Source organism: Streptomyces sp. NPDC091649, assembly GCF_044756785.1.
Classification (GTDB): Bacteria; Actinomycetota; Actinomycetes; order Streptomycetales; family Streptomycetaceae; genus Streptomyces.
Genome location: NZ_JBIVTR010000012.1, coordinates 19,061 through 39,624, shown reverse-complemented (window position 1 = coordinate 39,624; position 20,564 = coordinate 19,061). Strand labels below are relative to the sequence as shown.

20 protein-coding genes and 1 tRNA gene are annotated in these 20,564 nt (G+C 71.3%); 9 read left to right on the top strand and 12 right to left on the bottom strand.

Translation table 11 applies throughout. The features are described 5' to 3' along the window. Nucleotides 1-185 precede the first annotated feature (185 nt). The 4 genes from ACIQMU_RS20730 to galK all read left to right on the top strand — a co-directional run bounded on the left by ACIQMU_RS20730 (nucleotide 186) and on the right by galK (nucleotide 4,305). Nucleotides 186-896: a LuxR C-terminal-related transcriptional regulator gene (locus ACIQMU_RS20730; RefSeq protein WP_352240002.1), complete on the top strand. Its 711-nt coding sequence runs from the start codon at nucleotides 186-188 to the stop codon at nucleotides 894-896. A 174-nt stretch (nucleotides 897-1,070) separates the two neighbouring features. Then, entirely contained in the window at nucleotides 1,071-2,114 is a 1,044-nt protein-coding gene (gene galT, locus ACIQMU_RS20725) for a galactose-1-phosphate uridylyltransferase (protein WP_352240001.1), read from the top strand. Beyond that, the gene (galE, locus tag ACIQMU_RS20720) at nucleotides 2,111-3,091 is read left to right on the top strand and encodes a UDP-glucose 4-epimerase GalE (RefSeq protein WP_402689401.1); all 981 of its coding nucleotides are present in this window, start codon (nucleotides 2,111-2,113) and stop codon (nucleotides 3,089-3,091) included. Before galT ends, galE begins: the two co-directional genes overlap by 4 nt. Further along, the gene (galK, locus tag ACIQMU_RS20715; protein WP_402689400.1) at nucleotides 3,088-4,305 is read left to right on the top strand and encodes a galactokinase; all 1,218 of its coding nucleotides are present in this window, start codon (nucleotides 3,088-3,090) and stop codon (nucleotides 4,303-4,305) included. The genes galE and galK overlap by 4 nt, the downstream gene beginning before the upstream one ends. Nucleotides 4,306-4,323: 18 nt before the next feature. Here galK and ACIQMU_RS20710 read toward each other — a convergent pair whose 3' ends face one another. After that, on the bottom strand, nucleotides 4,324-4,764 hold the full coding sequence (locus ACIQMU_RS20710; RefSeq protein ID WP_352239998.1) for a GNAT family N-acetyltransferase: 441 nt from the start codon (nucleotides 4,762-4,764) through the stop codon (nucleotides 4,324-4,326). Between the two features lie 244 nt (nucleotides 4,765-5,008). On the opposite strand from ACIQMU_RS20710, the gene ACIQMU_RS20705 reads away from it, so the two are divergent. Beyond that, nucleotides 5,009-5,791, top strand: a complete 783-nt coding sequence (locus tag ACIQMU_RS20705) for a LuxR C-terminal-related transcriptional regulator (protein ID WP_402689399.1) — start codon at nucleotides 5,009-5,011, stop codon at nucleotides 5,789-5,791. Here ACIQMU_RS20705 and ACIQMU_RS20700 read toward each other — a convergent pair. Further along, nucleotides 5,747-6,244 (bottom strand): MarR family transcriptional regulator, encoded by a 498-nt coding sequence (locus ACIQMU_RS20700; RefSeq protein WP_352239996.1) that lies wholly within the window; start codon nucleotides 6,242-6,244, stop codon nucleotides 5,747-5,749. The genes ACIQMU_RS20705 and ACIQMU_RS20700 overlap by 45 nt on opposite strands. A gap of 88 nt (nucleotides 6,245-6,332) precedes the next feature. Here ACIQMU_RS20700 and ACIQMU_RS20695 point away from each other — a divergent pair, with 88 nt between their 5' ends. Further along, complete coding sequence (locus ACIQMU_RS20695) at nucleotides 6,333-7,139, top strand: trans-aconitate 2-methyltransferase (RefSeq protein ID WP_402689398.1); 807 nt, start codon at nucleotides 6,333-6,335, stop codon at nucleotides 7,137-7,139. Then, nucleotides 7,136-7,513: a glyoxalase gene (locus ACIQMU_RS20690; RefSeq protein WP_352239994.1), complete on the top strand. Its 378-nt coding sequence runs from the start codon at nucleotides 7,136-7,138 to the stop codon at nucleotides 7,511-7,513. The genes ACIQMU_RS20695 and ACIQMU_RS20690 overlap by 4 nt, the downstream gene beginning before the upstream one ends. 63 nt (nucleotides 7,514-7,576) lie before the next feature. On the opposite strand, the gene ACIQMU_RS20685 is transcribed toward ACIQMU_RS20690, so the two are convergent. Both ACIQMU_RS20685 and ACIQMU_RS20680 read right to left on the bottom strand, forming a co-directional pair. Further along, entirely contained in the window at nucleotides 7,577-8,263 is a 687-nt protein-coding gene (locus ACIQMU_RS20685; RefSeq protein WP_352239993.1) for a TetR/AcrR family transcriptional regulator, read from the bottom strand. After that, nucleotides 8,260-9,246: a fatty acid desaturase gene (locus ACIQMU_RS20680; protein WP_352239992.1), complete on the bottom strand. Its 987-nt coding sequence runs from the start codon at nucleotides 9,244-9,246 to the stop codon at nucleotides 8,260-8,262. The genes ACIQMU_RS20685 and ACIQMU_RS20680 overlap by 4 nt, the downstream gene beginning before the upstream one ends. A 397-nt stretch (nucleotides 9,247-9,643) precedes the next feature. On the opposite strand from ACIQMU_RS20680, the gene ppc reads away from it, so the two are divergent. Further along, nucleotides 9,644-12,373, top strand: a complete 2,730-nt coding sequence (gene ppc / locus ACIQMU_RS20675; protein WP_352239991.1) for a phosphoenolpyruvate carboxylase — start codon at nucleotides 9,644-9,646, stop codon at nucleotides 12,371-12,373. A gap of 184 nt (nucleotides 12,374-12,557) precedes the next feature. Here the strand turns inward: ppc and ACIQMU_RS20670 are convergent, their stop codons facing one another. From ACIQMU_RS20670 to ACIQMU_RS20635, 8 genes are all read right to left on the bottom strand, one after another. Then, on the bottom strand, nucleotides 12,558-13,298 hold the full coding sequence (locus ACIQMU_RS20670) for an LPXTG cell wall anchor domain-containing protein (protein ID WP_402689397.1): 741 nt from the start codon (nucleotides 13,296-13,298) through the stop codon (nucleotides 12,558-12,560). 126 nt (nucleotides 13,299-13,424) lie between these two features. Continuing rightward, nucleotides 13,425-13,868, bottom strand: a complete 444-nt coding sequence (locus tag ACIQMU_RS20665; protein ID WP_352239989.1) for a hypothetical protein — start codon at nucleotides 13,866-13,868, stop codon at nucleotides 13,425-13,427. Nucleotides 13,869-13,907: 39 nt separating this feature from the next. Further along, complete coding sequence (pth, locus tag ACIQMU_RS20660; protein WP_352239988.1) at nucleotides 13,908-14,501, bottom strand: aminoacyl-tRNA hydrolase; 594 nt, start codon at nucleotides 14,499-14,501, stop codon at nucleotides 13,908-13,910. Nucleotides 14,502-14,632: 131 nt separating this feature from the next. Then, entirely contained in the window at nucleotides 14,633-15,214 is a 582-nt protein-coding gene (locus ACIQMU_RS20655) for a 50S ribosomal protein L25/general stress protein Ctc (protein WP_352239987.1), read from the bottom strand. Nucleotides 15,215-15,418: 204 nt separating this feature from the next. Further along, nucleotides 15,419-16,396 (bottom strand): ribose-phosphate diphosphokinase, encoded by a 978-nt coding sequence (locus ACIQMU_RS20650; protein WP_015609053.1) that lies wholly within the window; start codon nucleotides 16,394-16,396, stop codon nucleotides 15,419-15,421. Nucleotides 16,397-16,515: 119 nt separating this feature from the next. Then, nucleotides 16,516-17,964 carry a bifunctional UDP-N-acetylglucosamine diphosphorylase/glucosamine-1-phosphate N-acetyltransferase GlmU gene (gene glmU, locus ACIQMU_RS20645; RefSeq protein WP_352239986.1) on the bottom strand — a complete coding sequence of 483 codons (1,449 nt, stop codon included), beginning with the start codon at nucleotides 17,962-17,964 and terminating at the stop codon, nucleotides 16,516-16,518. 109 nt (nucleotides 17,965-18,073) lie between these two features. After that, nucleotides 18,074-18,146: transfer RNA gene (locus ACIQMU_RS20640), tRNA-Gln, on the bottom strand. Continuing rightward, entirely contained in the window at nucleotides 18,147-19,031 is an 885-nt protein-coding gene (locus ACIQMU_RS20635) for a hypothetical protein (RefSeq protein ID WP_352239985.1), read from the bottom strand. A gap of 156 nt (nucleotides 19,032-19,187) precedes the next feature. On the opposite strand from ACIQMU_RS20635, the gene ACIQMU_RS20630 reads away from it, so the two are divergent. Next, nucleotides 19,188-20,513, top strand: coding sequence for a histidine kinase (locus ACIQMU_RS20630; RefSeq protein ID WP_352239984.1), 1,326 nt, complete (start codon nucleotides 19,188-19,190; stop codon nucleotides 20,511-20,513). Nucleotides 20,514-20,564 lie beyond the last annotated feature (51 nt).

Sequence of the window (20,564 nt, the reverse complement as noted above, 5' to 3'; positions counted from 1 at the left end):
CGGGGCCGTTCGCTCTCCCCCGCCGCGCGACCACCGACTTCCGGTCAACGGGCCCCGGGCGGCGCTGGATTCGGCATTCCGAGGGGCTTCTCCCACGTAAGGGCCGCGCGCCGTCGAGCGAGCGTGTAGCTTGCCGGGGCAGGAGTCCGGGGGCCGGGCGTACGGGGCTGGGGGGGTGAGGGCCGATGGGCGTGCGGCTCATGGTGGTCGACGATCACCGGCTGCTGGCCGAGGCGCTCGCCTCGGCGCTGAGGCTGCGCGGGCACCGGGTGCTCGCGGCGGCCGCGCCGACGTCCGGGGCGGCGGACTTGGTGGCCGGCCGGGCCCCGGAGGTCTGCCTGTTCGGTACGGCCTCGCCGGCCGCCCCCGGCGTCTTCGACCCGATCACGCGCATCGGGCGGGAGCGCCCGCAGGTGGCGGTGGTGGTGCTGGGCCCGGTGCCCAGCCCGCGCGGGATCGCCGCTGCGTTCGCCGCCGGGGCCGCCGGGTACGTCCGGCACGACGAGCGGATCGAGGGCGTCGAGCGGGCCATGCTGAAGGCGCGGGCGGGGGAGAGCGCCATCGCCCCGCAGCTGCTGCGGGGCGCCTTCGCCGAGCTGCTCAACCCGGCGGCCCAGCCCGACGACGAGGGGCGGCGGCTGCTGCGGCTGCTCACCCCGCGCGAGGCGGAGGTGCTGGTGCGGGTCGCCGAGGGCGAAGGCACCCGGCTGATCGCGGCCGGCATGGGCATCGCCCCCAGCACCGCCCGCACCCATGTCCAGCGGGTCCTGATGAAGCTCGGGGTCGGCTCCCGGCTGGAGGCGGCCGCCCTCGCCGCCCGTACGGGGCTGCTGGAGAGGGCCGCCGGCGACGGCGCCACACCGCAGGAGCCGTGCGTACCCGGGCGAAGCGGCTGACGCAGGGCGCCCGCGGGGCGTGACGGACGAGCGCCGGGCGGGCCGAACCGCGTCGGAGTCCGGTGCTGCCTCCCGCGCCGTGAAGAGGGTGACGGCCGCCGGACCGTTGACGGAGATGTGCGCTCGTGATTTGTTGTGTGCGGTTATGTTGGAAGGAGTCGATGGAGGAGCCTGGTGAAGAAGACGGTGACGACCCTCGCCGACGGCCGTGAGCTGATCTACTACGACGCCGCGGACGACACCGTCCGCGACGCCGTCGACCCACGCCCCCTCGACCCCGTCTCGACGTCGTCCGAGATCCGCCGCGACGCGCTGCTCGGCGACGCGGTCGCCATCGCCTCGCACCGCCAGACCCGCACCTACCACCCGCCGGCCGACGCCTGCCCGCTCTGCCCCGCCGGGCAGGGGCGCAGCGGCGAGATCCCCGACGACCACTACGACGTCGCCGTCTTCGAGAACCGCTTCCCCTCCCTCGCCGGCGACTCCGGCCGCTGCGAGGTGGTCTGCTTCACCTCCGACCACGACGCGTCCTTCGCCGACCTCACCGACGAGCGGGCCGCCCTCGTCCTCGCCGCCTGGACCGACCGCACCACCGCACTCGCCGCGCTCGACCAGGTCACCCAGGTCTTCTGCTTCGAGAACCGGGGCGCCGAGATCGGCGTCACCCTCGGCCACCCGCACGGCCAGATCTACGGCTACCCCTTCGTCACCCCGCGCACCGAGCTGATGCTCCGCTCCGTCGCCCGCCACCGCGAGGAGACCGGACGCAACCTCTTCGACGACGTCGTCGCCCGCGAGGAGGAGGACGGCTCGCGCGTCGTCCTCGCCACCGACCACTGGACCGCCTTCGTCCCGTACGCGGCGCACTGGCCCTACGAGGTCCACCTCCACCCCCGCCGCCGCGTCCCCGACCTGCGGGAACTGGACGAGGGCGCACGCACGGAGTTCCCACAGGTCTATCTGGAACTCTTGAGGCGCTTCGACCGGATCTTCGGACCCGGCGAAGGGCCGACCCCGTACATCTCCGCCTGGCACCAGGCGCCGTTCGGGGTCCCCGGACGGGAGGACTTCGCCCTGCACCTGGAGCTTTTCACCATCCGCCGGACCTCCGGCAAGCTGAAGTTCCTCGCGGGGTCCGAGTCCGGCATGAGCGTGTTCATCAACGACGTGCCGCCGGAGGCCGCGGCCGAGCGACTGCGAGAGGTAGCGAGCAAGTGAGCAACCACCGGAAGAAGTACCTGGTCACCGGCGGTGCCGGATACGTCGGGAGCGTCGTCGCCCAGCACCTGCTGGAGGCCGGGCACACGGTGGCCGTCCTGGACGACCTCTCCACCGGCTTCCGCGCGGGCGTCCCGGACGGCACCGCGTTCATCGAGGGCCGCGTCCAGGACGCCGCCCGTCACCTGGACCCCTCCTACGACGGCGTCCTGCACTTCGCCGCGTTCTCCCAGGTCGGCGAATCCGTCGTGGACCCGGAGAAGTACTGGGTCAACAACGTCGGCGGCACCGTAGCCCTCCTCGCCGCGATGCGCGAGCACGGGGTGCGCACCCTCGTCTTCTCCTCCACCGCCGCCACCTACGGCGAACCGGTCTCCACCCCCCTCACCGAGACCGCCCCCACCGCGCCCACCAGCCCCTACGGCGCCTCCAAGCTCGCCGTCGACCACATGATCAGCGGCGAGGCGACCGCCCACGGCCTGGCCGCCGTCTCGCTCCGCTACTTCAACGTCGCCGGGGCCTACGGCGCCTTCGGCGAACGCCACGCCCCCGAGTCCCACCTCATTCCGCTGGTCCTCCAAGTGGCCCTGGGGCAGCGCGAGTCGATCTCCGTCTACGGCGACGACTACCCCACCCCGGACGGCACCTGCGTCCGCGACTACATCCATGTCGCCGACCTCGCCGACGCCCACCTGCTGGCCCTCGGGGCCGCCGCCCCCGGCGAGCACCTGATCTGCAACCTCGGCAACGGCAACGGCTTCTCGGTCCGCGAGGTCATCGAGACCGTCCGCAAGGTCACCGGCCACCCCGTCCCCGAGACCGCCGCCCCCCGCCGCGGCGGCGACCCGGCCGTCCTCGTCGCCTCCGCCGCCACCGCCGTCGAGCGCCTCGGCTGGCAGCCCTCCCGCGCCGACCTGGCCGGAATCATCGCCGACGCCTGGCGGTTCGCCCGCCGAGAGGACACGCCGACCCCATGACGCAGACCACCGCGCCCCACGGCCACGGCTCCGCAGCACTCGCGGCGGAGCCCGGCGGGCCCGGCCCCGCAGCCGTCTTCGCCGAGCTGTACGGGCGTGAGCCCGACGGCGTCTGGGCGGCACCCGGACGAGTGAACCTCATCGGTGAGTACACCGACGTCAACGACGGCTTCGTGATGCCGCTCGCCCTCCCGCACACCGCCCGCGCGGCCGTATCCCGCCGCTACGACGGCGTCCTGCGCCTGTACTCCCGCGACGTCCCCGGCGGCGTCGTCTCCCTCCGCGTCGATGAACTCGCCCCGCACTCCGGCCACGGCTGGGCCGCCTACCCGGCAGGCGTCGTCTGGGCGCTGCGGGAGGCCGGCCACCCGGTCACCGGCGCCGACGTCGCCCTCACCTCCACCGTGCCCACGGGCGCCGGACTCTCCTCCTCCGCCGCCCTGGAGACCGTCACCGCACTGGCCCTGAACGACCTCTTCGGGCTGGGACTCGACGGCCCGGGCCTCGCCGTCATCGGCCGCCGCGCCGAGAACGACTTCGTCGGCGTGCCCTGCGGGATCATGGACCAGATGGCCTCGGCCTGCTGCACCGAGGGCCACGCCCTCCACCTGGACACCCGCGACCTCTCGCTGCGCCAGGTCCCCTTCGACCTGGCCTCCCAGGGCCTGACGCTCCTGGTCGTCGACACCCGGGTCGAGCACGCGCTCGGCGACGGGGCGTACGCGGAGCGCCGGGCCGGCTGCGAGGAGGGCGCCCGGCTGCTCGGCATACCGACGCTCCGCGACCTCCCGTACGAGAACCTCGCCGCGGCGCTCACCACGCTCGCCGACGCCGGGGCGGACGAGTCCGTCATGCGCTACGTCACCCATGTGGTCGGCGACAACCGCCGCGTCGAGCAGGTCATCGCCCTGCTCGACGCGGGTGACGTCCGGGCGGCGGGGCCCGTCCTCAACGAGGGCCACCGCTCGCTCCGCGACGATCTGCGGGTCTCGTGCCCCGAACTGGACCTGGTGGTCGAGGCGGCGAACGCGGCCGGGGCGCTCGGTGCGCGCATGACCGGCGGAGGCTTCGGCGGCTCGGCGGTCGTCCTGGTGGAGGAGGCGGCGGCGGGCACGGTGGCCGAGGCCGTCAGCGAGGCGTTCGCGGCGGCCGGACACGCGGCCCCGGGGATCTTCGACGCCGTCCCGTCCGCCGGAGCGCGCCGCCTGCGGTGAGCCCGCGGAGCCCCGCCTTCACAGGTCCTTGACCAGGATGAACTCGGTGACGCCCGGCGGGTAGTCCGCGACCCGGCCGATCTCCTCGTACCCCTGCTTGCGGTAGAAGCCGGGGGCCTGGAAGTCCCAGGTCTCCAGCCGCGAGCGGGTGCAGGCGCGCTCGGCGCGGGCGGTCCGCTCGGCCTCGGCGAGCAGGCGCGCGCCGAGGCCGCGGCCCCGGTGCGGGGCGTCGACCCAGAGCAGGTCGACGTGCAGCCAGTACGCCCAGGTCCGCCCGGTCAGCCCGCCGGCCAGGGCCCCGCGCTCGTCCGACGCCCACACCTCCAAGGGGACTTCGTGCTCGGCGGAGGTGGAGAGGAGCGCACGCAGGCCGGCCGCGGCCGCGATGTTGTCCTCATGCAGACGCCCGCTCAGCAGAATGCGACGTTCTTTGTCTACTTCTGTCTCAAGACGGAACATGAAGCCCACCCTAAACACGCGCGGCGACCAGTTCGGCGAATCGCCTTCCCGCCCAGGCCCCCGCCCGTACGCTGAAGCTCAGCACCGGTGGGGGCCGGTGCCGATTCAGGGGACGAGAGAGCCGGGTACGGCGCCCGGGGCAGGGCGGCGGGCGGTGTGACGGCGGCGGCCGGAGCACCGCGGGCCGCACCGGAAGCCCCGGACGCCGTACCCGTGGCTGTCCGTCCTCACTGATGGGGGTTCTGTGGCGCGTATCCGGGTTCTGGTGGTCGATGACCACCGCATCTTCGCCGAGTCGCTCGCGGCGGCCCTCGCGGCCGAACCGGACGTGGACGTCTCCGCGGCGGGCAGCGGCCCGGCCGCGCTGCGCGCTCTGGAGCGCGCGGACGCCGAGGGGCGCGGTTACGACGTGCTGCTGGTGGACGCCGAGCTGGGCGCCCCGGCGCCCGGCGGGGCGCAGGCGGTCCCCGCGCCCCGGCTGGAGGGGGCGGGCGCCGTCGACGGCATCTCGCTGGTCGCCGGGGTCAGTTCGGGCCGGCCCGCCGTGCGGTCGGTGGTGCTCGCCGAGAAGGACGATCCGAGGACGGCCGCCCGGGCGCTCCAGGCGGGCGCGTCGGGCTGGGTGGCCAAGGACTGCTCGCTGCAACGGCTGCTGGCGGTGCTGCGGGGGGTGCTGCGCGACGAGACGCATCTGCCGCCCGCGCTGCTCACCGGCGTACTGCGGGAGCTGACCGCCACCCGCAAGCACCGCTCGGAGAGTGAGCGGCTGGTGGAGTCGCTGACGCCGCGGGAGCGCGAGGTGCTGCGCTGCATGGTGGCGGGGCTGGGCCGCAAGGCGGTCGCCGAGCGGCTGTTCCTGTCGCCGCACACGGTGCGCACCCACATGCAGAACGTACTGGGCAAGCTCGGGGTGCACTCGACCCTGGCCGCGGTCGCGCTGGCCCGCCGGGCGGGGGTCGGCCCGGCCGGCCCGGTGCCCGCGCTAGGTGGGGATGTTGTCGAACGGGGCGGTCAACTGGCGCAGTAGCCCGGCCAGCTCGCCCCGCTCGTGGCGGGACAGCTCGCCGAGGATGGCGCGTTCCTGGTCGAGCAGCCCGGCCAGTGACTGGTCGGCCTTGTCGCGCCCCTCCGGCGTGAGCCGGACGAGGACGCCGCGCCGGTCGCTCGGATCGGGCAGCCGCTCGACGAGGTTCTTCTTGGCCAGGCGGTCGATGCGGTTGGTCATGGTGCCCGAGGTCACCAGCGTCTGGGTCAGCAGCTGTCCGGGGGAGAGCTGGTAGGGGGCGCCCGCCCGGCGCAGCGACGTCAGCACGTCGAACTCCCACGGCTCCAGGTGGTGCTCGGAGAAGGCTATGCGCCGCGCCCGGTCCAGGTGGCGTGCCAGGCGGGAGACGCGACTGAGCACCTCGAGTGGTTCCACGTCGAGGTCGGGGCGCTCTCGGCGCCATGCAGCGACCAGTCGGTCGACCTCGTCCTCCATATCGATCAGTGTAGAGGGTCCCTCGACATGAAGTCTCTTGAATTCAAGTCTCTTGACATCAAGAGACTAGAGGCGTGATCCTGGTGCCATGACCGCATCTGACCGGCCCGCCTGGGATCCGCAGCAGTACCTGCGTCACGCGGACCACCGGACCCGCCCCTTCCACGACCTCCTGGCCCGCGTCGGCGACCTCCCCGGCCACCCCGCCCCCCGCATCGCCGACCTCGGCTGCGGCGCGGGCAACGTCACCGCCCTCCTCGCGGACCGCTGGCCGAACGCCCGCATCACCGGCTACGACACCTCACGCGAGATGCTCGCCGAAGCCGCCGCCCACGCCCGGCCGCCCCTGCTCGACTTCGCCGAGGCCGATGCCGCGACCTGGACGCCCACCGAGGCATACGGCCTGGTCGTCTCCACCTCGGCCCTCCAGTGGATCCCCGGGCGCGCCGCGCACTTCCCCCGCTGGCTCGACGCCCTCGCCCCCGGCGGCACCCTCGCCTTCCAGGTTCCCAGCAACTTCACCGCCCCCAGCCACGCCCTCCTGACCGGCCTCCGCACCTCCGACCGCTGGCGGCACCTGCTCCGCGGCGTCGGCGACCGCACCGCCTCGGTCCTGGAACCCGCCGACTACCTCACCCGCCTGCGGGACCTGGGCTGCACGACGGACGTCTGGGAGACCACCTACCTCCAGACCCTGCACGGGGACGACGCGGTCCTCGACTGGGTCAAGGGGACCGCCCTGCGGCCCGTCCTCACCGCCCTGGCCGACGACCCCGAGGCCCGCGACGCGTTCCTCACCGAATACCGCGACCTGCTGCGCGAGGTCTACCCGCCCGGCCCGTACGGCACGGTCTTCCCCTTCCGCCGCATCTTCGCGGTCGCCCGCAAGGAGTGACCGCTCCGGTGGGCCTCGCCGCCGTCGACCACGTACAGCTCACCGCCCCACCCGGCTCCGAGGACGCCCTGCGCGGCTTCTACGCCGACGCCCTGGGCATGACCGAGATCCCGAAACCCCCGGTGCTCGCCGCCCGCGGCGGCTGCTGGTTCGCCTCCGGCCCCGTCCAGCTCCACCTGGGCGTCGAGGAGGACTTCCACCCCGCGAAGAAGGCCCATCCGGGCCTGCGCGTGACGGGGATCGTGGCGTACGCGGCACGCCTGGAGACCCACGGCGTCGCCGTCGAGTGGGGCGGGGCCCTCCCCGGCCACCGCCGCTTCTACGCCCACGACCCGGTCGGCAACCGCCTGGAGTTCCTGGAGCCGGACGCGTGACCGACGTGCCCTCCCCGACCCCACTACGGCGGGACATCCGCACCCGTCATCACAAAGGGTGGGTCAGCTCTTCCGGTGACCTATCAGCCGCGGCTTCGCCTCCAGGTTCTCCAGCCCGTGCCAGCACAGATTCACCAGATGGGCGGCGACCTCCGCCTTCTTCGGCTTGCGCACGTCCAGCCACCACTGACCCGTCAGCGCCACCATCCCCACCAGCGCCTGCGCGTACAGCGGGGCCAGCTTCGGATCGAAGCCCCGGGCCTTGAACTCCAGGCCCAGGATGTCCTCCACCTGCGTGGCGATATCGCTGATCAGCGACGCGAACGTCCCCGTCGACTGCGCCACCGGAGAATCCCGCACCAGGATCCGGAACCCGTCCGTGTACGACTCGATGTAGTCCAGCAACGCGAACGCCGCCTGCTCCAGCAGCTCGCGCGGATGACCCGCCGTGAGCGCCCCCGTCACCATGTCCAGCAGCCGACGCATCTCGCGGTCGACCACCACGGCGTACAGGCCCTCCTTGCCGCCGAAGTGCTCGTACACCACCGGCTTGGACACCCCGGCCCGCGCCGCGATCTCCTCCACCGACGTGCCCTCGAAACCCTTGTCGGCGAACAGGGCGCGCCCGATGTCCAGCAGCTGCTCGCGGCGCTCCTTACCCGTCATCCGGACCCGTCGGGTCCGCCGGGAGGAGGAAGTCCTGCTCTTCTCGCTGCTCGTGCTGCCGTCGGTCGCCACGTCGTCAATCATGCCGCGTCGGCCGGTGCGGACGTGCGCCGGGAGTCGATACGCGCGGCATCCGGCCACCGCACGTCATAGGCCCAGCCCAGCTTCTCGAACCAGCGGATCAGCCGGGCGCTGGAGTCGATCTGCCCCTTCATCACACCGTGCCGGGCACTCGTCGGATCCGCGTGGTGAAGGTTGTGCCACGACTCGCCGCACGACAGCACCGCCAGCCACCACACGTTCCCCGACCGGTCACGCGACTTGAAGGGACGCTTGCCCACCGCGTGGCAGATCGAGTTGATCGACCACGTCACGTGATGCAACAGCGCCACCCGCACCAGCGAACCCCAGAAGAACGCCGTCGCCGCACCCCACCACGACATCGTCACCAGACCGCCGACCAGCGGCGGAATCGCCAGCGAGAGAATCGTGAACGAGAGGAAGTGGCGCGAGATCCCCCGGATCGCCGGATCCTTGATCAGATCGGGGGCGTACTTCTGCTGCGGCGTCTGCTCCTCGTCGAACATCCATGCGATGTGCGCCCACCACAGCCCCTTCATCAAGGCCGGCAGACTCTCCCCGAACCGCCACGGCGAATGCGGGTCGCCCTCCGCGTCCGAGAACCGGTGATGCTTGCGGTGATCGGCCACCCACCGCACCAGGGGCCCCTCCACCGCCAGCGAACCCATCACGGCCAACGCGATCCGCAACGGCCGCTTCGCCTTGAACGAACCATGCGTGAAGTACCGGTGGAAACCGATCGTGATCCCGTGGCAGCCGATGAAGTACATCGCCACCATCAGCCCCACATCCAGCCAGCTCACCCCCCGGCCCCACGCCAGCGGCACCGCCGCGACCAGCGCCACGAACGGCACCACGATGAACGCCAGCAGCGCGAACTGCTCGATCGACCGCTTGTTGTCGCCGCCCAGCGTGGCGGGGGGCAGCGGAGCCTCGGCGGTCCCGGGCGGCTCGGTCTCGTCGATCACACGGGGAGTGCTCGGCATAGGGGAATACCTCGGAGGGTGAGGGAAAAAGCTCGGACGGCCGTGGCTACGGTTCCGTAACCTACGGCTTGGTAAGTATGGCAGTGACGGGCCCCACAACACGAGAGGCCGCTCCAACCCGTCCCACGCGGTAACCCGACCGCCCCCGGGGTAGGGGGTAACCGCCCGGGTGTCCCGGGCGGCGACCGCGACCCCTCCGGGGCAACCGACACGCCGCCTGCGCCGACACCTATCCTGAGAGGGTCGGACAGCGCGGTCCGCACCCGCTCGTCCGGGCGTGGCGACAGCACCGCTGCCGGCCGCAGGGCCCCGGACCCCGCCACCCGCCCCCACCACCACCCACGTGGGGACGGCGAAGCGAACGCACCTCCTCATTCACTGCAAGGAGCCGCACACTGTGAGCAGTGCCGACCAGACCCCTGCCGCCAGCCCCGCGCTGCGCGCCGACATCCGCCGCCTCGGCGACCTCCTCGGCGAGACCCTCGTACGCCAGGAGGGACAGGAGCTCCTCGACCTCGTCGAACGGGTCCGCGCCCTGACCCGCACCGACGGCGAAGCCGCCGCCCAGCTCCTCGGCGACACGGACCTGGAGACCGCGGCACAGCTCGTGCGCGCCTTCTCCACCTACTTCCACCTCGCCAACGTCACCGAGCAGGTCCACCGCGCCCACGAGATGCGCGACCGCCGCGCCGCCGAAGGCGGCCTCCTGGCCCGCACCGCGGACCGGCTCAAGGACGCCGACCCCGAACACCTGCGCGAGACGGTCAAGAACCTCAACGTCCGCCCCGTCTTCACCGCACACCCCACCGAGGCCGCCCGCCGCTCGGTCCTCAACAAGCTCCGCCGCATCGCGGAACTCCTGGAGACCCCGGTCATCGAGGCCGACCGCCGCCGCCTGGACCTCCGGCTCGCCGAGAACATCGACCTCATCTGGCAGACCGACGAACTCCGCGTCGTCCGCCCGGAGCCCGCCGACGAGGCCCGCAACGCCATCTACTACCTCGACGAACTCCACGCCGACGCCGTCGGCGACGTCCTGGAGGACCTCGCCGCCGAACTGGAACGCGTCGGCGTCGAACTCCCCGCCGGGACCCGCCCCCTCACCTTCGGCACCTGGATCGGCGGCGACCGCGACGGCAACCCCAACGTGACGCCCGCCGTCACCTGGGACGTCCTGATCCTCCAGCACGAACACGGCATCACCGACGCCCTGGAGATGATCGACTACCTCCGCGGCCTCCTCTCCAACTCCATCCGCTACGCCGGAGCCACCGAGGAACTCCTCAGCTCCCTCCAGGCCGACCTGGAACGCCTCCCCGGCATCAGCCCCCGCTACAAGCGGCTGAACGCCGAGGAGCCCTACCGCCTCAAGGCCACCTGCATCCGGCAGAAGCTCGTCAACACCCGCGAGCGCCTCGCCGAAGGCACCCCCCACCGCCCCGGCTGCGACTACCTCGGCACCGCCGAGCTCATCGCCGACCTGGAGCTCATCCAGACCTCCCTGCGCGAACACAAGGGCGGCCTCTTCGCCGACGGCCGGATGGACCGCACCATCCGCACCCTGGCCGCCTTCGGCCTCCAGCTCGCCACCATGGACGTACGCGAACACGCCGACGCCCACCACCACGCCCTCGGCCAGCTCTTCGACCGGCTCGGCGAGGAATCCTGGCGCTACGCCGACATGCCCCGCGAATACCGGCAGAAGCTCCTCGCCAAGGAACTGCGCTCCCGCCGGCCCCTCGCCCCCACCCCGGCCCCGCTCGACGCGGCCGGCGAGAAGACCCTCGGCGTCTTCCACACCATCAAGCAGGCATTCGAACGCTTCGGCCCCGAAGTCATCGAGTCCTACATCATCTCCATGTGCCAGGGCGCCGACGACGTCTTCGCCGCCGCCGTCCTCGCCCGCGAAGCCGGACTCCTCGACCTCCACGCGGGCTGGGCCAAGATCGGCATCGTCCCGCTCCTGGAAACCACCGACGAACTCCGCGCCGCCGACGTCATCCTCGACGAGATGCTCGCCGACCCCTCCTACCGCCGCCTCGTCTCCCTGCGCGGCGACGTCCAGGAGGTCATGCTCGGCTACAGCGACTCCTCCAAGTTCGGCGGCATTACCACCTCCCAGTGGGAAATCCACCGCGCCCAGCGCCGACTGCGCGACGTCGCCCACCGCTACGGCGTACGCCTGCGCCTCTTCCACGGCCGCGGCGGCACCGTCGGCCGCGGCGGCGGCCCCTCCCACGACGCGATCCTCGCCCAGCCCTGGGGCACCCTCGAAGGCGAGATCAAGGTGACCGAACAGGGCGAGGTCATCTCCGACAAGTACCTCATCCCCGCCCTCGCCCGCGAAAACCTCGAACTGACCGTCGCGGCCACCCTCCAGGCATCCGCCCTGCACACGGCCCCCCGCCAGTCCGACGAATCCCTCGCCCGCTGGGACGCGGCCATGGACACCGTCTCCGTCGCCGCCCACGCCGCCTACCGCAAGCTGGTCGAGGACCCCGACCTGCCCGCGTACTTCCTCGCCTCCACCCCGGTGGACCAGCTCGCCGACCTGCACCTGGGCTCACGGCCCTCCCGGCGCCCCGGCTCGGGCGTCTCGCTCGACGGCCTCCGCGCCATCCCGTGGGTCTTCGGCTGGACCCAGTCCCGCCAGATCGTCCCCGGCTGGTACGGCGTCGGCTCCGGCCTCAAGGCCCTGCGCGAAGCCGGACTCAGCACCGTCCTGGAGGAAATGCACGAACACTGGCACTTCTTCCAGAACTTCCTCTCCAACGTGGAGATGACGCTCGCCAAGACCGACCTGCGCATCGCCCGGCACTACGTCGACACACTCGTCCCCGACGAGCTGAAGCACGTCTTCGACGCCATCGAGGCCGAGCACGCGCTGACCGTCAGAGAAGTCCTCAAGGTCACCGGCTCCACCGAACTGCTCGGCACCAGCCCGGTACTCCAGCAGACCTTCTCCATCCGCGACGCCTACCTGGACCCGATCTCCTACCTCCAGGTCTCCCTGCTCGCCCGCCAGCGCCAGGCCGCCGCACGCGGCGAGGAACCCGACCCGCTGCTCGCCCGCGCCCTGCTCCTCACCGTCAACGGCGTCGCGGCAGGACTCCGCAACACCGGCTGACCCTCCGACACACGTGTGCCCCGTCGGCCGGGCCGACGGGGCACACGTATGTCTCGAACCGGCACCGCGCAGGGTGAGCGGGGACAGCGGGCCGGTGAGGAGCGGATCGGGCCGACGCCGGCCCGGGCACGGGCCCGCCACACCGCCGGCGCGGCCCGCCCCCGGGGCATCAGCCCTGTGCGGCCTACCGCCGGGCGGCGCGGCGGCGGGTCACCAGGAAGGCGCCGGCACCCGCGAGGGCGAGGGCGACGGCGGCCATGACGCCCACCGGGGCGCCGGAACCCGTCTCGGCCAGGTCGCCCCCGCCCGTGCCCGTGCTCTCGGAGGCGGACGGCACCGCACCCGGGGTCTTCGACGCGGCCGGGGTCGGCGTGCCGGCCGACGGCGTCGCACTCGGCTCGCCCGTCGGGGTGCCGGTCGGGTTCTCGGTCGGGTTGTCGGTGGGGTTCTCGGTGGGGCCGTCCGTCGGGTCGTCCGTGGGGCTGTCCGTCGTCTCCGAAGCGGACGGCGTCGGGGTCACCGAGGCCGGGCAGGTGTGCGACAGGTTGAACTTGCCGTGCTTGACCGTCCCGTCGATCTCGGCCTCGACCGCGGTCAGCTTGGCGCCCGGCTCGGAAACGGCATAGGCGTGGTCATCCTTGGGCGGGCCGAAAACCGTGATCACCTGCTCACCGCCCGGCTCGAAAGTCACCGTCAGCTTCGTGAAGGTCGCGGAGTTGCCGGGAAGGATGAAGTGCCAGCCGTCCTTGTCGCCGGGCACCCCCGGACACGTCCCGCCGGAGTACCCCTCCGCCGTCAGCGGCAGTTCCTGACGGAGAGTCGGGTGGCTCGCACCGCCGTCGGTGGCCGCGGCGAGGGGCGCCGCCGTGAGGCACGTCGTCATGGCGGCGACCAGCACGCCGAAAGAGGTCAAGGAGCGTCGCATGGTGGCAGTCGTCCATCTAAGAGTCGAAAGGTGCCGGGAAGAGTGGCGAGGGCAGATTAACCCCACCACCGAGCCGACCTCGATCACCTGCGCATAACGATCGCGAACACCCGGCCCCGGCACCCGTCACAGCACCAGGAACGTCGTCACCAGGAACAACCCGCCCACGCCCGCCAGCGACCACGCCGTCCGCGTCGCCCCCAGACCGCCCGCGGCCAACGGGGCCGCGAGGACCATCGCCCCGCCGAGCGGCAACCAGGCATGCAGCCCACCACCCCACCCCGCCCTCAGCGCCTCGTCCGTCCCCGGCTTCACCACCACCGGCAGACTCCGGCCCACGCGCACCGCCACCGACCGCCCGATCGTCAACGAGCCGCGAGGCGGGCCCCCGTCCCCCGGAACATAGCGGCCCTCGCACCTCTCCTCGCCACAGGAATCCACCGTCAGCACGCCGCGCTCACGCCCCTCGGGCAACAGGACGTGATACGCCGACTCCCAGGAAGCCCAGGCTCCCGCGACGAGGAGCAGCACGATGACCAGGGCCGCGGCGACTCTTCGCAGATGTGTCATGGGCGGCGATCGTACAGACGCACCGCTCCGCCCGGCCGGTCAGGAGTTGTACGCGCTCTGCGCCCGCTCCAGCCCCTCCGCCAGCAGACACTCCACCGCGTCCGCCGACCGGTCCACCAGGAACGCCAGCTCCTTGCGCTCCGTCGACGAGAAATCCCGCAACACGAAATCCGCGACCTGCATCCGCCCCGGCGGCCGCCCGATCCCGAACCGCACCCGGTGATAGTCCGGACCCATCGCCTTCGTCATCGACTTCAGCCCGTTGTGCCCGTTGTCCCCGCCACCCAGCTTCAACCGCAGCATCCCGTAATCGACGTCCAACTCGTCATGCACCGCCACCACATGATCCGTCGGCACCTTGTAGAAATCCCGCAACGCCGTCACCGGCCCGCCCGACAGATTCATGTACGACATCGGCTTCACCAGGATCACCCGCCGGCTCCCCGGACCCGGCGGACCGATCCGGCCCTCCACCACCTGCGCCTGCGCCTTCTGCGCCCGCTTGAACTTCCCGCCGATCCGCTCGGCCAGCAGATCGGCGACCATGAACCCGACGTTGTGCCGGTTCGCCGCGTAGTCGGGACCAGGATTGCCCAGGCCCACGATGAGCCAGGGGTCGGTGGCGTCGGACATCAGCGCTCGGTCTCCTCACATACGGCGTACGACACAGGCAGACGGGGTGGCGGTCCCCCGGGAGGGAACCACCACCCCGTCAGTCAAGCAGGTGGAGCAGGTGGAGCAGATCAAACGGTGAGCGGTACGGCTCAGCCCTCGGCGGACTCGCCCTCGCCCGCGGCCGGCTCCTCCGCCTGCGCGGCGACGACCTGGATCACGATGGCGTCCTCGTCACCGGCGAGCACGGAGCCCTTCGGCAGCGGGATGTCCTTGGCCGAGATCGAGTCACCGGCGTCCAGACCCGCGACGGAGACCGTCACGGACTCCGGGATGTGCGTGGCCTCGGCCTCGACGAGCAGCGTGTTCAGCACGAACTCCAGCAGGTTGGCGCCCGGCGCCAGGTCGCCCTCGGCGTGCACCGCGATCTCGACCTCGACCTTTTCGCCGCGCTTCACGGTCAGCAGGTCGACGTGCTCGATGGTGCCCTTGAGAGGGTGACGCTGCACGGCCTTCGGAATGACCAGCGCGTCCTTGCCGTCGATCTCCAGACCGATCAGCACGTTCGCCGTACGCAGCGCGAGCAGCAGGTCGTGGCCCGGCAGCGTCACGTGGACCGGCTCGGCACCGTGGCCGTACACGACCGCGGGAACCAGGTTGGCACGACGGGCACGGCGGGCGGCGCCCTTGCCGAACTCGGTACGGACCTCAGTGGCGAGCTTGATCTCAGCCATGGTTGCACTCCTCGTCAGGGGTGAGCCGTCGAATGACGGAACTCAAAACGGTCACCCGGCCCACGACGGGCCTGCTACGAAGAGCGCGTCGATAACGGACCGCCGTACACACAGGTACGGCCTCCCTCGCCGAGCAACTCGCTGAGTCTACCCGGCGGGGAGGCCGCACCCCAAAGTGGATCTCCACAGACCGCCCTCAGGCGGTCAGCCCTGCTCCTCGAAGAGGCTCGTCACCGAACCGTCCTCGAACACCTCACGCACCGCACGCGCGATCGTCGGCGCGATCGACAGCACCGTGATCTTGTCCAGCTCCAGCTCACCCGGCGTCGGCAGCGTGTCCGTGAACACGAACTCGCTCACCTTCGAGTTTTTCAGCCGGTCCGCCGCCGGACCCGACAGCACCCCGTGCGTCGCCGTCACGATGACATCCTCCGCACCGTGCGCGAACAGGGCGTCCGCGGCCGCGCAGATCGTGCCACCGGTGTCGATCATGTCGTCGACCAGCACACACACCCGGCCCTCGACATTGCCCACGACCTCGTGGACGGACACCTGGTTCGGCACGTCCTTGTCACGACGCTTGTGCACGATCGCCAGCGGCGCGTCCAGCCGGTCGCACCAGCGGTCGGCGACCCGCACCCGGCCCGCGTCCGGCGACACGATCGTCAGCTTGGAACGGTCGACCTTCGCACCCACGTAGTCCGCCAGGATCGGCAGCGCGAACAGGTGGTCCACCGGGCCGTCGAAGAAGCCCTGGATCTGGTCCGTGTGCAGATCGACCGTGAGAATCCGGTCCGCACCCGCCGTCGCCATCAGGTCCGCCACCATGCGCGCCGAGATCGGCTCACGACCGCGGTGCTTCTTGTCCTGACGGGCGTACCCGTAGAACGGCACGATCACCGTGATGGAGCGGGCCGAAGCGCGCTTCAGCGCGTCCAGCATGATCAACTGCTCCATGATCCACTTATTGATCGGAGCCGTGTGGCTCTGGATCAGGAAGCAGTCCGCGCCACGTGCCGACTCCTGGAACCGCACATAGATCTCACCGTTGGCGAAATCGAACGCCTTCGTCGGCACGAGACCGACTCCCAGCTGATGGGCGACCTCCTCGGCAAGCTCGGGGTGGGCGCGGCCGGAGAAGAGCATCAGTTTCTTCTCGCCGGTCGTCTTGATCCCGGTCACAGCACAGTCTCCTCAGACATGTATCTGGCGCTGCACGCAAAGGTCCCGATGTGCAACGAGCCAGCCGAAATGGGTGAGCATCTATCACGGTACGCCGTCACCGGCGCACCTGTTTCCGGTCAGCTTTGCCCGTCGGTCTCCCGCGACGACGCCTGAGCGGCCTGCGCGGCGGCGCTGCCCGGCCGCTTCCGGGCCACCCAACCCTCGATATTCCGCTGCTGGCCCCGCGCCACGGCCAGCGAACCGGCGGGCACGTCCTTGGTGATGACCGACCCGGCGGCGGTGTAGACCCCGTCCCCGACCGTGACAGGCGCCACAAACATATTGTCCGAACCGGTGCGGCAGTGAGAGCCGATCGTCGTGTGGTGCTTGGCGACACCGTCGTAGTTCACGAAGACGCTCGCCGCACCGATGTTGGTGTGGTCGCCGATCGTCGCGTCACCCACATAACTCAGATGCGGGACCTTCGTCCCCTCGCCGATCGTCGCGTTCTTCATCTCCACGTACGTACCGGCCTTGGCCTTCGCCCCCAGCCGGGTCCCCGGCCGCAGGAACGCGTACGGGCCCACCGACGCCCCCGGCCCGACCTCCGCCGAGTGCGTCACGGAGTTGTCCACCCGGGCCCCGGCTCCGACGACGGTGTCCTCGATCCGCGAGTTCGGCCCCACCTCGCAGTCCTCCGCGAGGTGGGTGGCCCCGAGCAGCTGCGTCCCCGGGTGCACGACCGCGTCCCGCTCGTACGTCACCGTCGCGTCGATCAGCGTGGACGCCGGGTCCACCACGGTCACCCCCGCGAGCATCGCCCGCTCCAGCAGCCGCTCGTTCAGCAGCCGACGGGCCTGCGCCAGCTGGAGCCGGTTGTTGACGCCGAGGATCTCCCGGTGGTCGCCCGCCACCGACGCCCCGACCCGGTGCCCGGCCTCGCGCAGGATGGACAGCACGTCGGTGAGGTACTCCTCGCCCTGGCTGTTGTCCGTGCGCACCCGGCTCAGCGCGTCGCCCAGCAGCCGCCCGTCGAACGCGAACACCCCGGAGTTGATCTCCCGGATCGCCCGCTGCTCGTCGGTGGCGTCCTTGTGCTCGACGATCTCGGTTACCGCGCCGGTGGCCGGGTCGCGCACGATGCGCCCGTAACCGGTGGAGTCGGGGACCTCGGCGCTCAGGACGGTGACCGCGTTGGCGTCGGCGGCGTGGGTGGCGGCGAGCGCCCCCAGCGTCTCGCCGGAGAGCAGCGGGGTGTCGCCGCAGACGACGATCACGGTGCCCTCGACGGCGCCGCCCAGCTCTTCGAGCCCCATGCGGACGGCGTGGCCGGTCCCGTTCTGCTCGGCCTGGAAGGCGGTGCGCACCGGGGCCTCACCGGCGTCGAGATGCGCGGTGACCCGCTCGCCGGCATGGCCGACGACCACGACGAGGTGCTGGGGGTCCAGCTCACGGGCTGCGGCGACGACATGTCCGACGAGCGAGCGCCCGGAGATCTCGTGCAGGACCTTGGGGGTCTTCGACTTCATGCGGGTGCCCTCACCCGCTGCGAGGACGACGACGGCTGCCGGGCTGGTTGCGCTCACGGATGTGCCCTTCGGCTTCGGGTGGTGGTCATCCGCAGGATACCGGGGGTGTTTCCGCACGAAACGGGGGCGGGCCCCGACCGGTGTGGTCGGGGCCCGAAGGCCGGAGCTCCCCCATCAGGATTTGAACCTGAACAGACGGTACCAAAAACCGCAGTGCTGCCTGATTACACCATGGGGGATCAATTCCGACTAAACCGGACGTTGCGTCGGTTCGCCGGATCGGCACCCAACACTATGCCGTACCAAGCGCCTTCTACGCGACGATAGAGCTCGGCGCTCTTGGTCACGTAGATGACGAGGCAGCCGCGGTAAGCCTCGCCGGTGTTCTTGCGGTTGGTCTTCGGGGTGTGCTTCTTGAGTGTTGCCTTCATGAAGTCGCTGTGGGGCACCCCTGTGAGCTCCGACCAGAAACCCTCGGCCTCGGTGACATTTGCCGTCCCGTGAATGCTGACGCGAACGTGCAGGCGCTCGCGTTCGACGCCGAGCAGGTTGAGCCAGCGCAGGTAGAGCTTGATCACGTTGGGGTCGCTGTTGATGAAGAGCAGGCTTTCCCGGCGGCTGTACGGCTTGTCCTTCATGCCCTCGGCCCAGTAGAGGGTGACTCCGGCGATGAACAGTTCTCGGTCGGAGAGGTCGCCCATCGACTCGCGCGCGACACGCTTGGTTTCGTTTCGCTCCTGTTCCTGGCCTGCGCGCAGAGCGGTCAGGCCGGCCTGCATGCGGGCAAGACGCTCCTCTTCCGTGAAGCGGGGTTTCGGCTTCGGTAGGTCCCGTACCCATAGCGAGATCGAACTCTTCGAGCATCCCAGCTCGATCTGGATCTGGTCGTAGGTCAGACCTTGGAGCCGCAGTTCGCGGGCCATCTCCCGGACGTCATCCTTGGCGTTCGGGCGCTTCGTCCACTCGGGGGCTGGCTCGCCCTGGAGGAGGCGGTGGAGCATGTCGTTGTTGAAGACCTTCAGCCGGTCCCTGATCTGGCGCACACTTAGCCCCTCCCTGCGCAGCGCCACCGCCCGCTCGCGCAGGCCCTCGAAGTCGGCGTACTTGCTCGTGGTTTCCGTCATACGGGGAGCGTCGTCCGGAATGCGGACGTCCGGGTCGAAAGTGCGGTCGATTCGCCTTTTCAGGCGATCGGGCTGTGTTTCGTGCTTGTTCGTACGCGGAACGTGCTGTTGCCGGTCACCCGAAAATGCGATGCGTCCGCCCGTAGGCTGGATGCCATGACCGCAACGGGGGCAGACCGGGAGGCGGCGGGATCGACCACCCGCGGCTACTGGTGGTGGGAGCGGCGACGCAGTGTCGCCCTGGACGTGGGACTGGCGCTGGTGTCGGCGCTGGAGTGTGGCCTGGAGGGGGTGGAGTTCGCCCGGAACACCGGCGTGCCGGTGCCGGTGGGCGTGGTGTTCGGGATGCTGGCGGGTTCGGTGCTGCTGGTGCGCCGGCGGTGGCCGATCGTCGTGGTGCTGGTGATGATCGCGATGACGCCGGCCGAGATGGGTTTCCTGATGGGCCTCGTGGGTCTCTACACGCTGGCCGCGTCGGAGGTGCCGCGCCGGATCACCGTCGTGCTGGCGGGGATGGCGCTGGTGGGGACGTTCATCGTCACGTATGTACGGCTGCGGCAGAGTGTGGCCGAGCAGACCGACTTCGGTCCGGGGGACTGGTACGTCCCGCTGATGTCCGTCTTCATGGCGGTGGGGCTCACGGCCCCGTCCGTGCTGTTCGGCCTGTACACGGGGGCCCGGCGCCGTCTGATGGAGAGCCTGCGGGAGCGGGCCGATTCGCTGGAGCGGGAGCTGTCGCTGCTCGCGGACCGGGCGGAGGAGCGGGCCGAGTGGGCGCGTACGGAGGAGCGGACGCGGATCGCTCGGGAGATGCACGACGTGGTCGCTCACCGGGTGAGCCTGATGGTGGTGCACGCGGCTGCTCTCCAGGCCGTCGCGCCGAAGGACCCGGCGAAGGCGGTGCGGAACGCGGCGCTGGTCGGGGACATGGGGCGGCAGGCGTTGACGGAGCTGCGCGAGATGCTCGGGGTGCTGCGTACCGGGGAGGCGTTGACGGCGCCCGCCGCCGCGGGGGCGGTTCCGCTCGCTTCGGTGCGGCAGGCGGCGGTGGTGGCCGCCGCGGCCGCCGCCTCCGAGGACGGGCCGCGGCTGCATGAGCTGGAGGCGCTGGTGGCGCAGTCGCGGCAGGCGGGGATGACGGTGGAGCTGTCGGTGGACGGTGAGCCGCGGCCGTATCCGCCGGAGGTGGAGCAGACCGCGTTCCGGGTGGTGCAGGAGGCGCTGACGAACGTGCACAAGCACGCGGCGGGTGCGAGGACGTGGGTGCGGCTCGCGCATCGGGAGGCCGAGGTGGCGATGCAGGTGGAGAACGGTCCTTCGGATTCCGCGGCGGCCGATGCGGGGCTGCCGAGCGGGGGGAACGGTCTGGTGGGGATGCGGGAGCGGGTGCTGGGGCTGGGGGGTGTGTTCGTTTCCGGTCTGACGGACGCGGGCGGGTTCCGGGTCTCGGCGGTGCTTCCGGACGGCTCGGGCGACGGCTGAGGCTTGCCTCTCCTCTGCCCGGTCGGTGCCTGAGGGCCGGCGCGTCTTCGG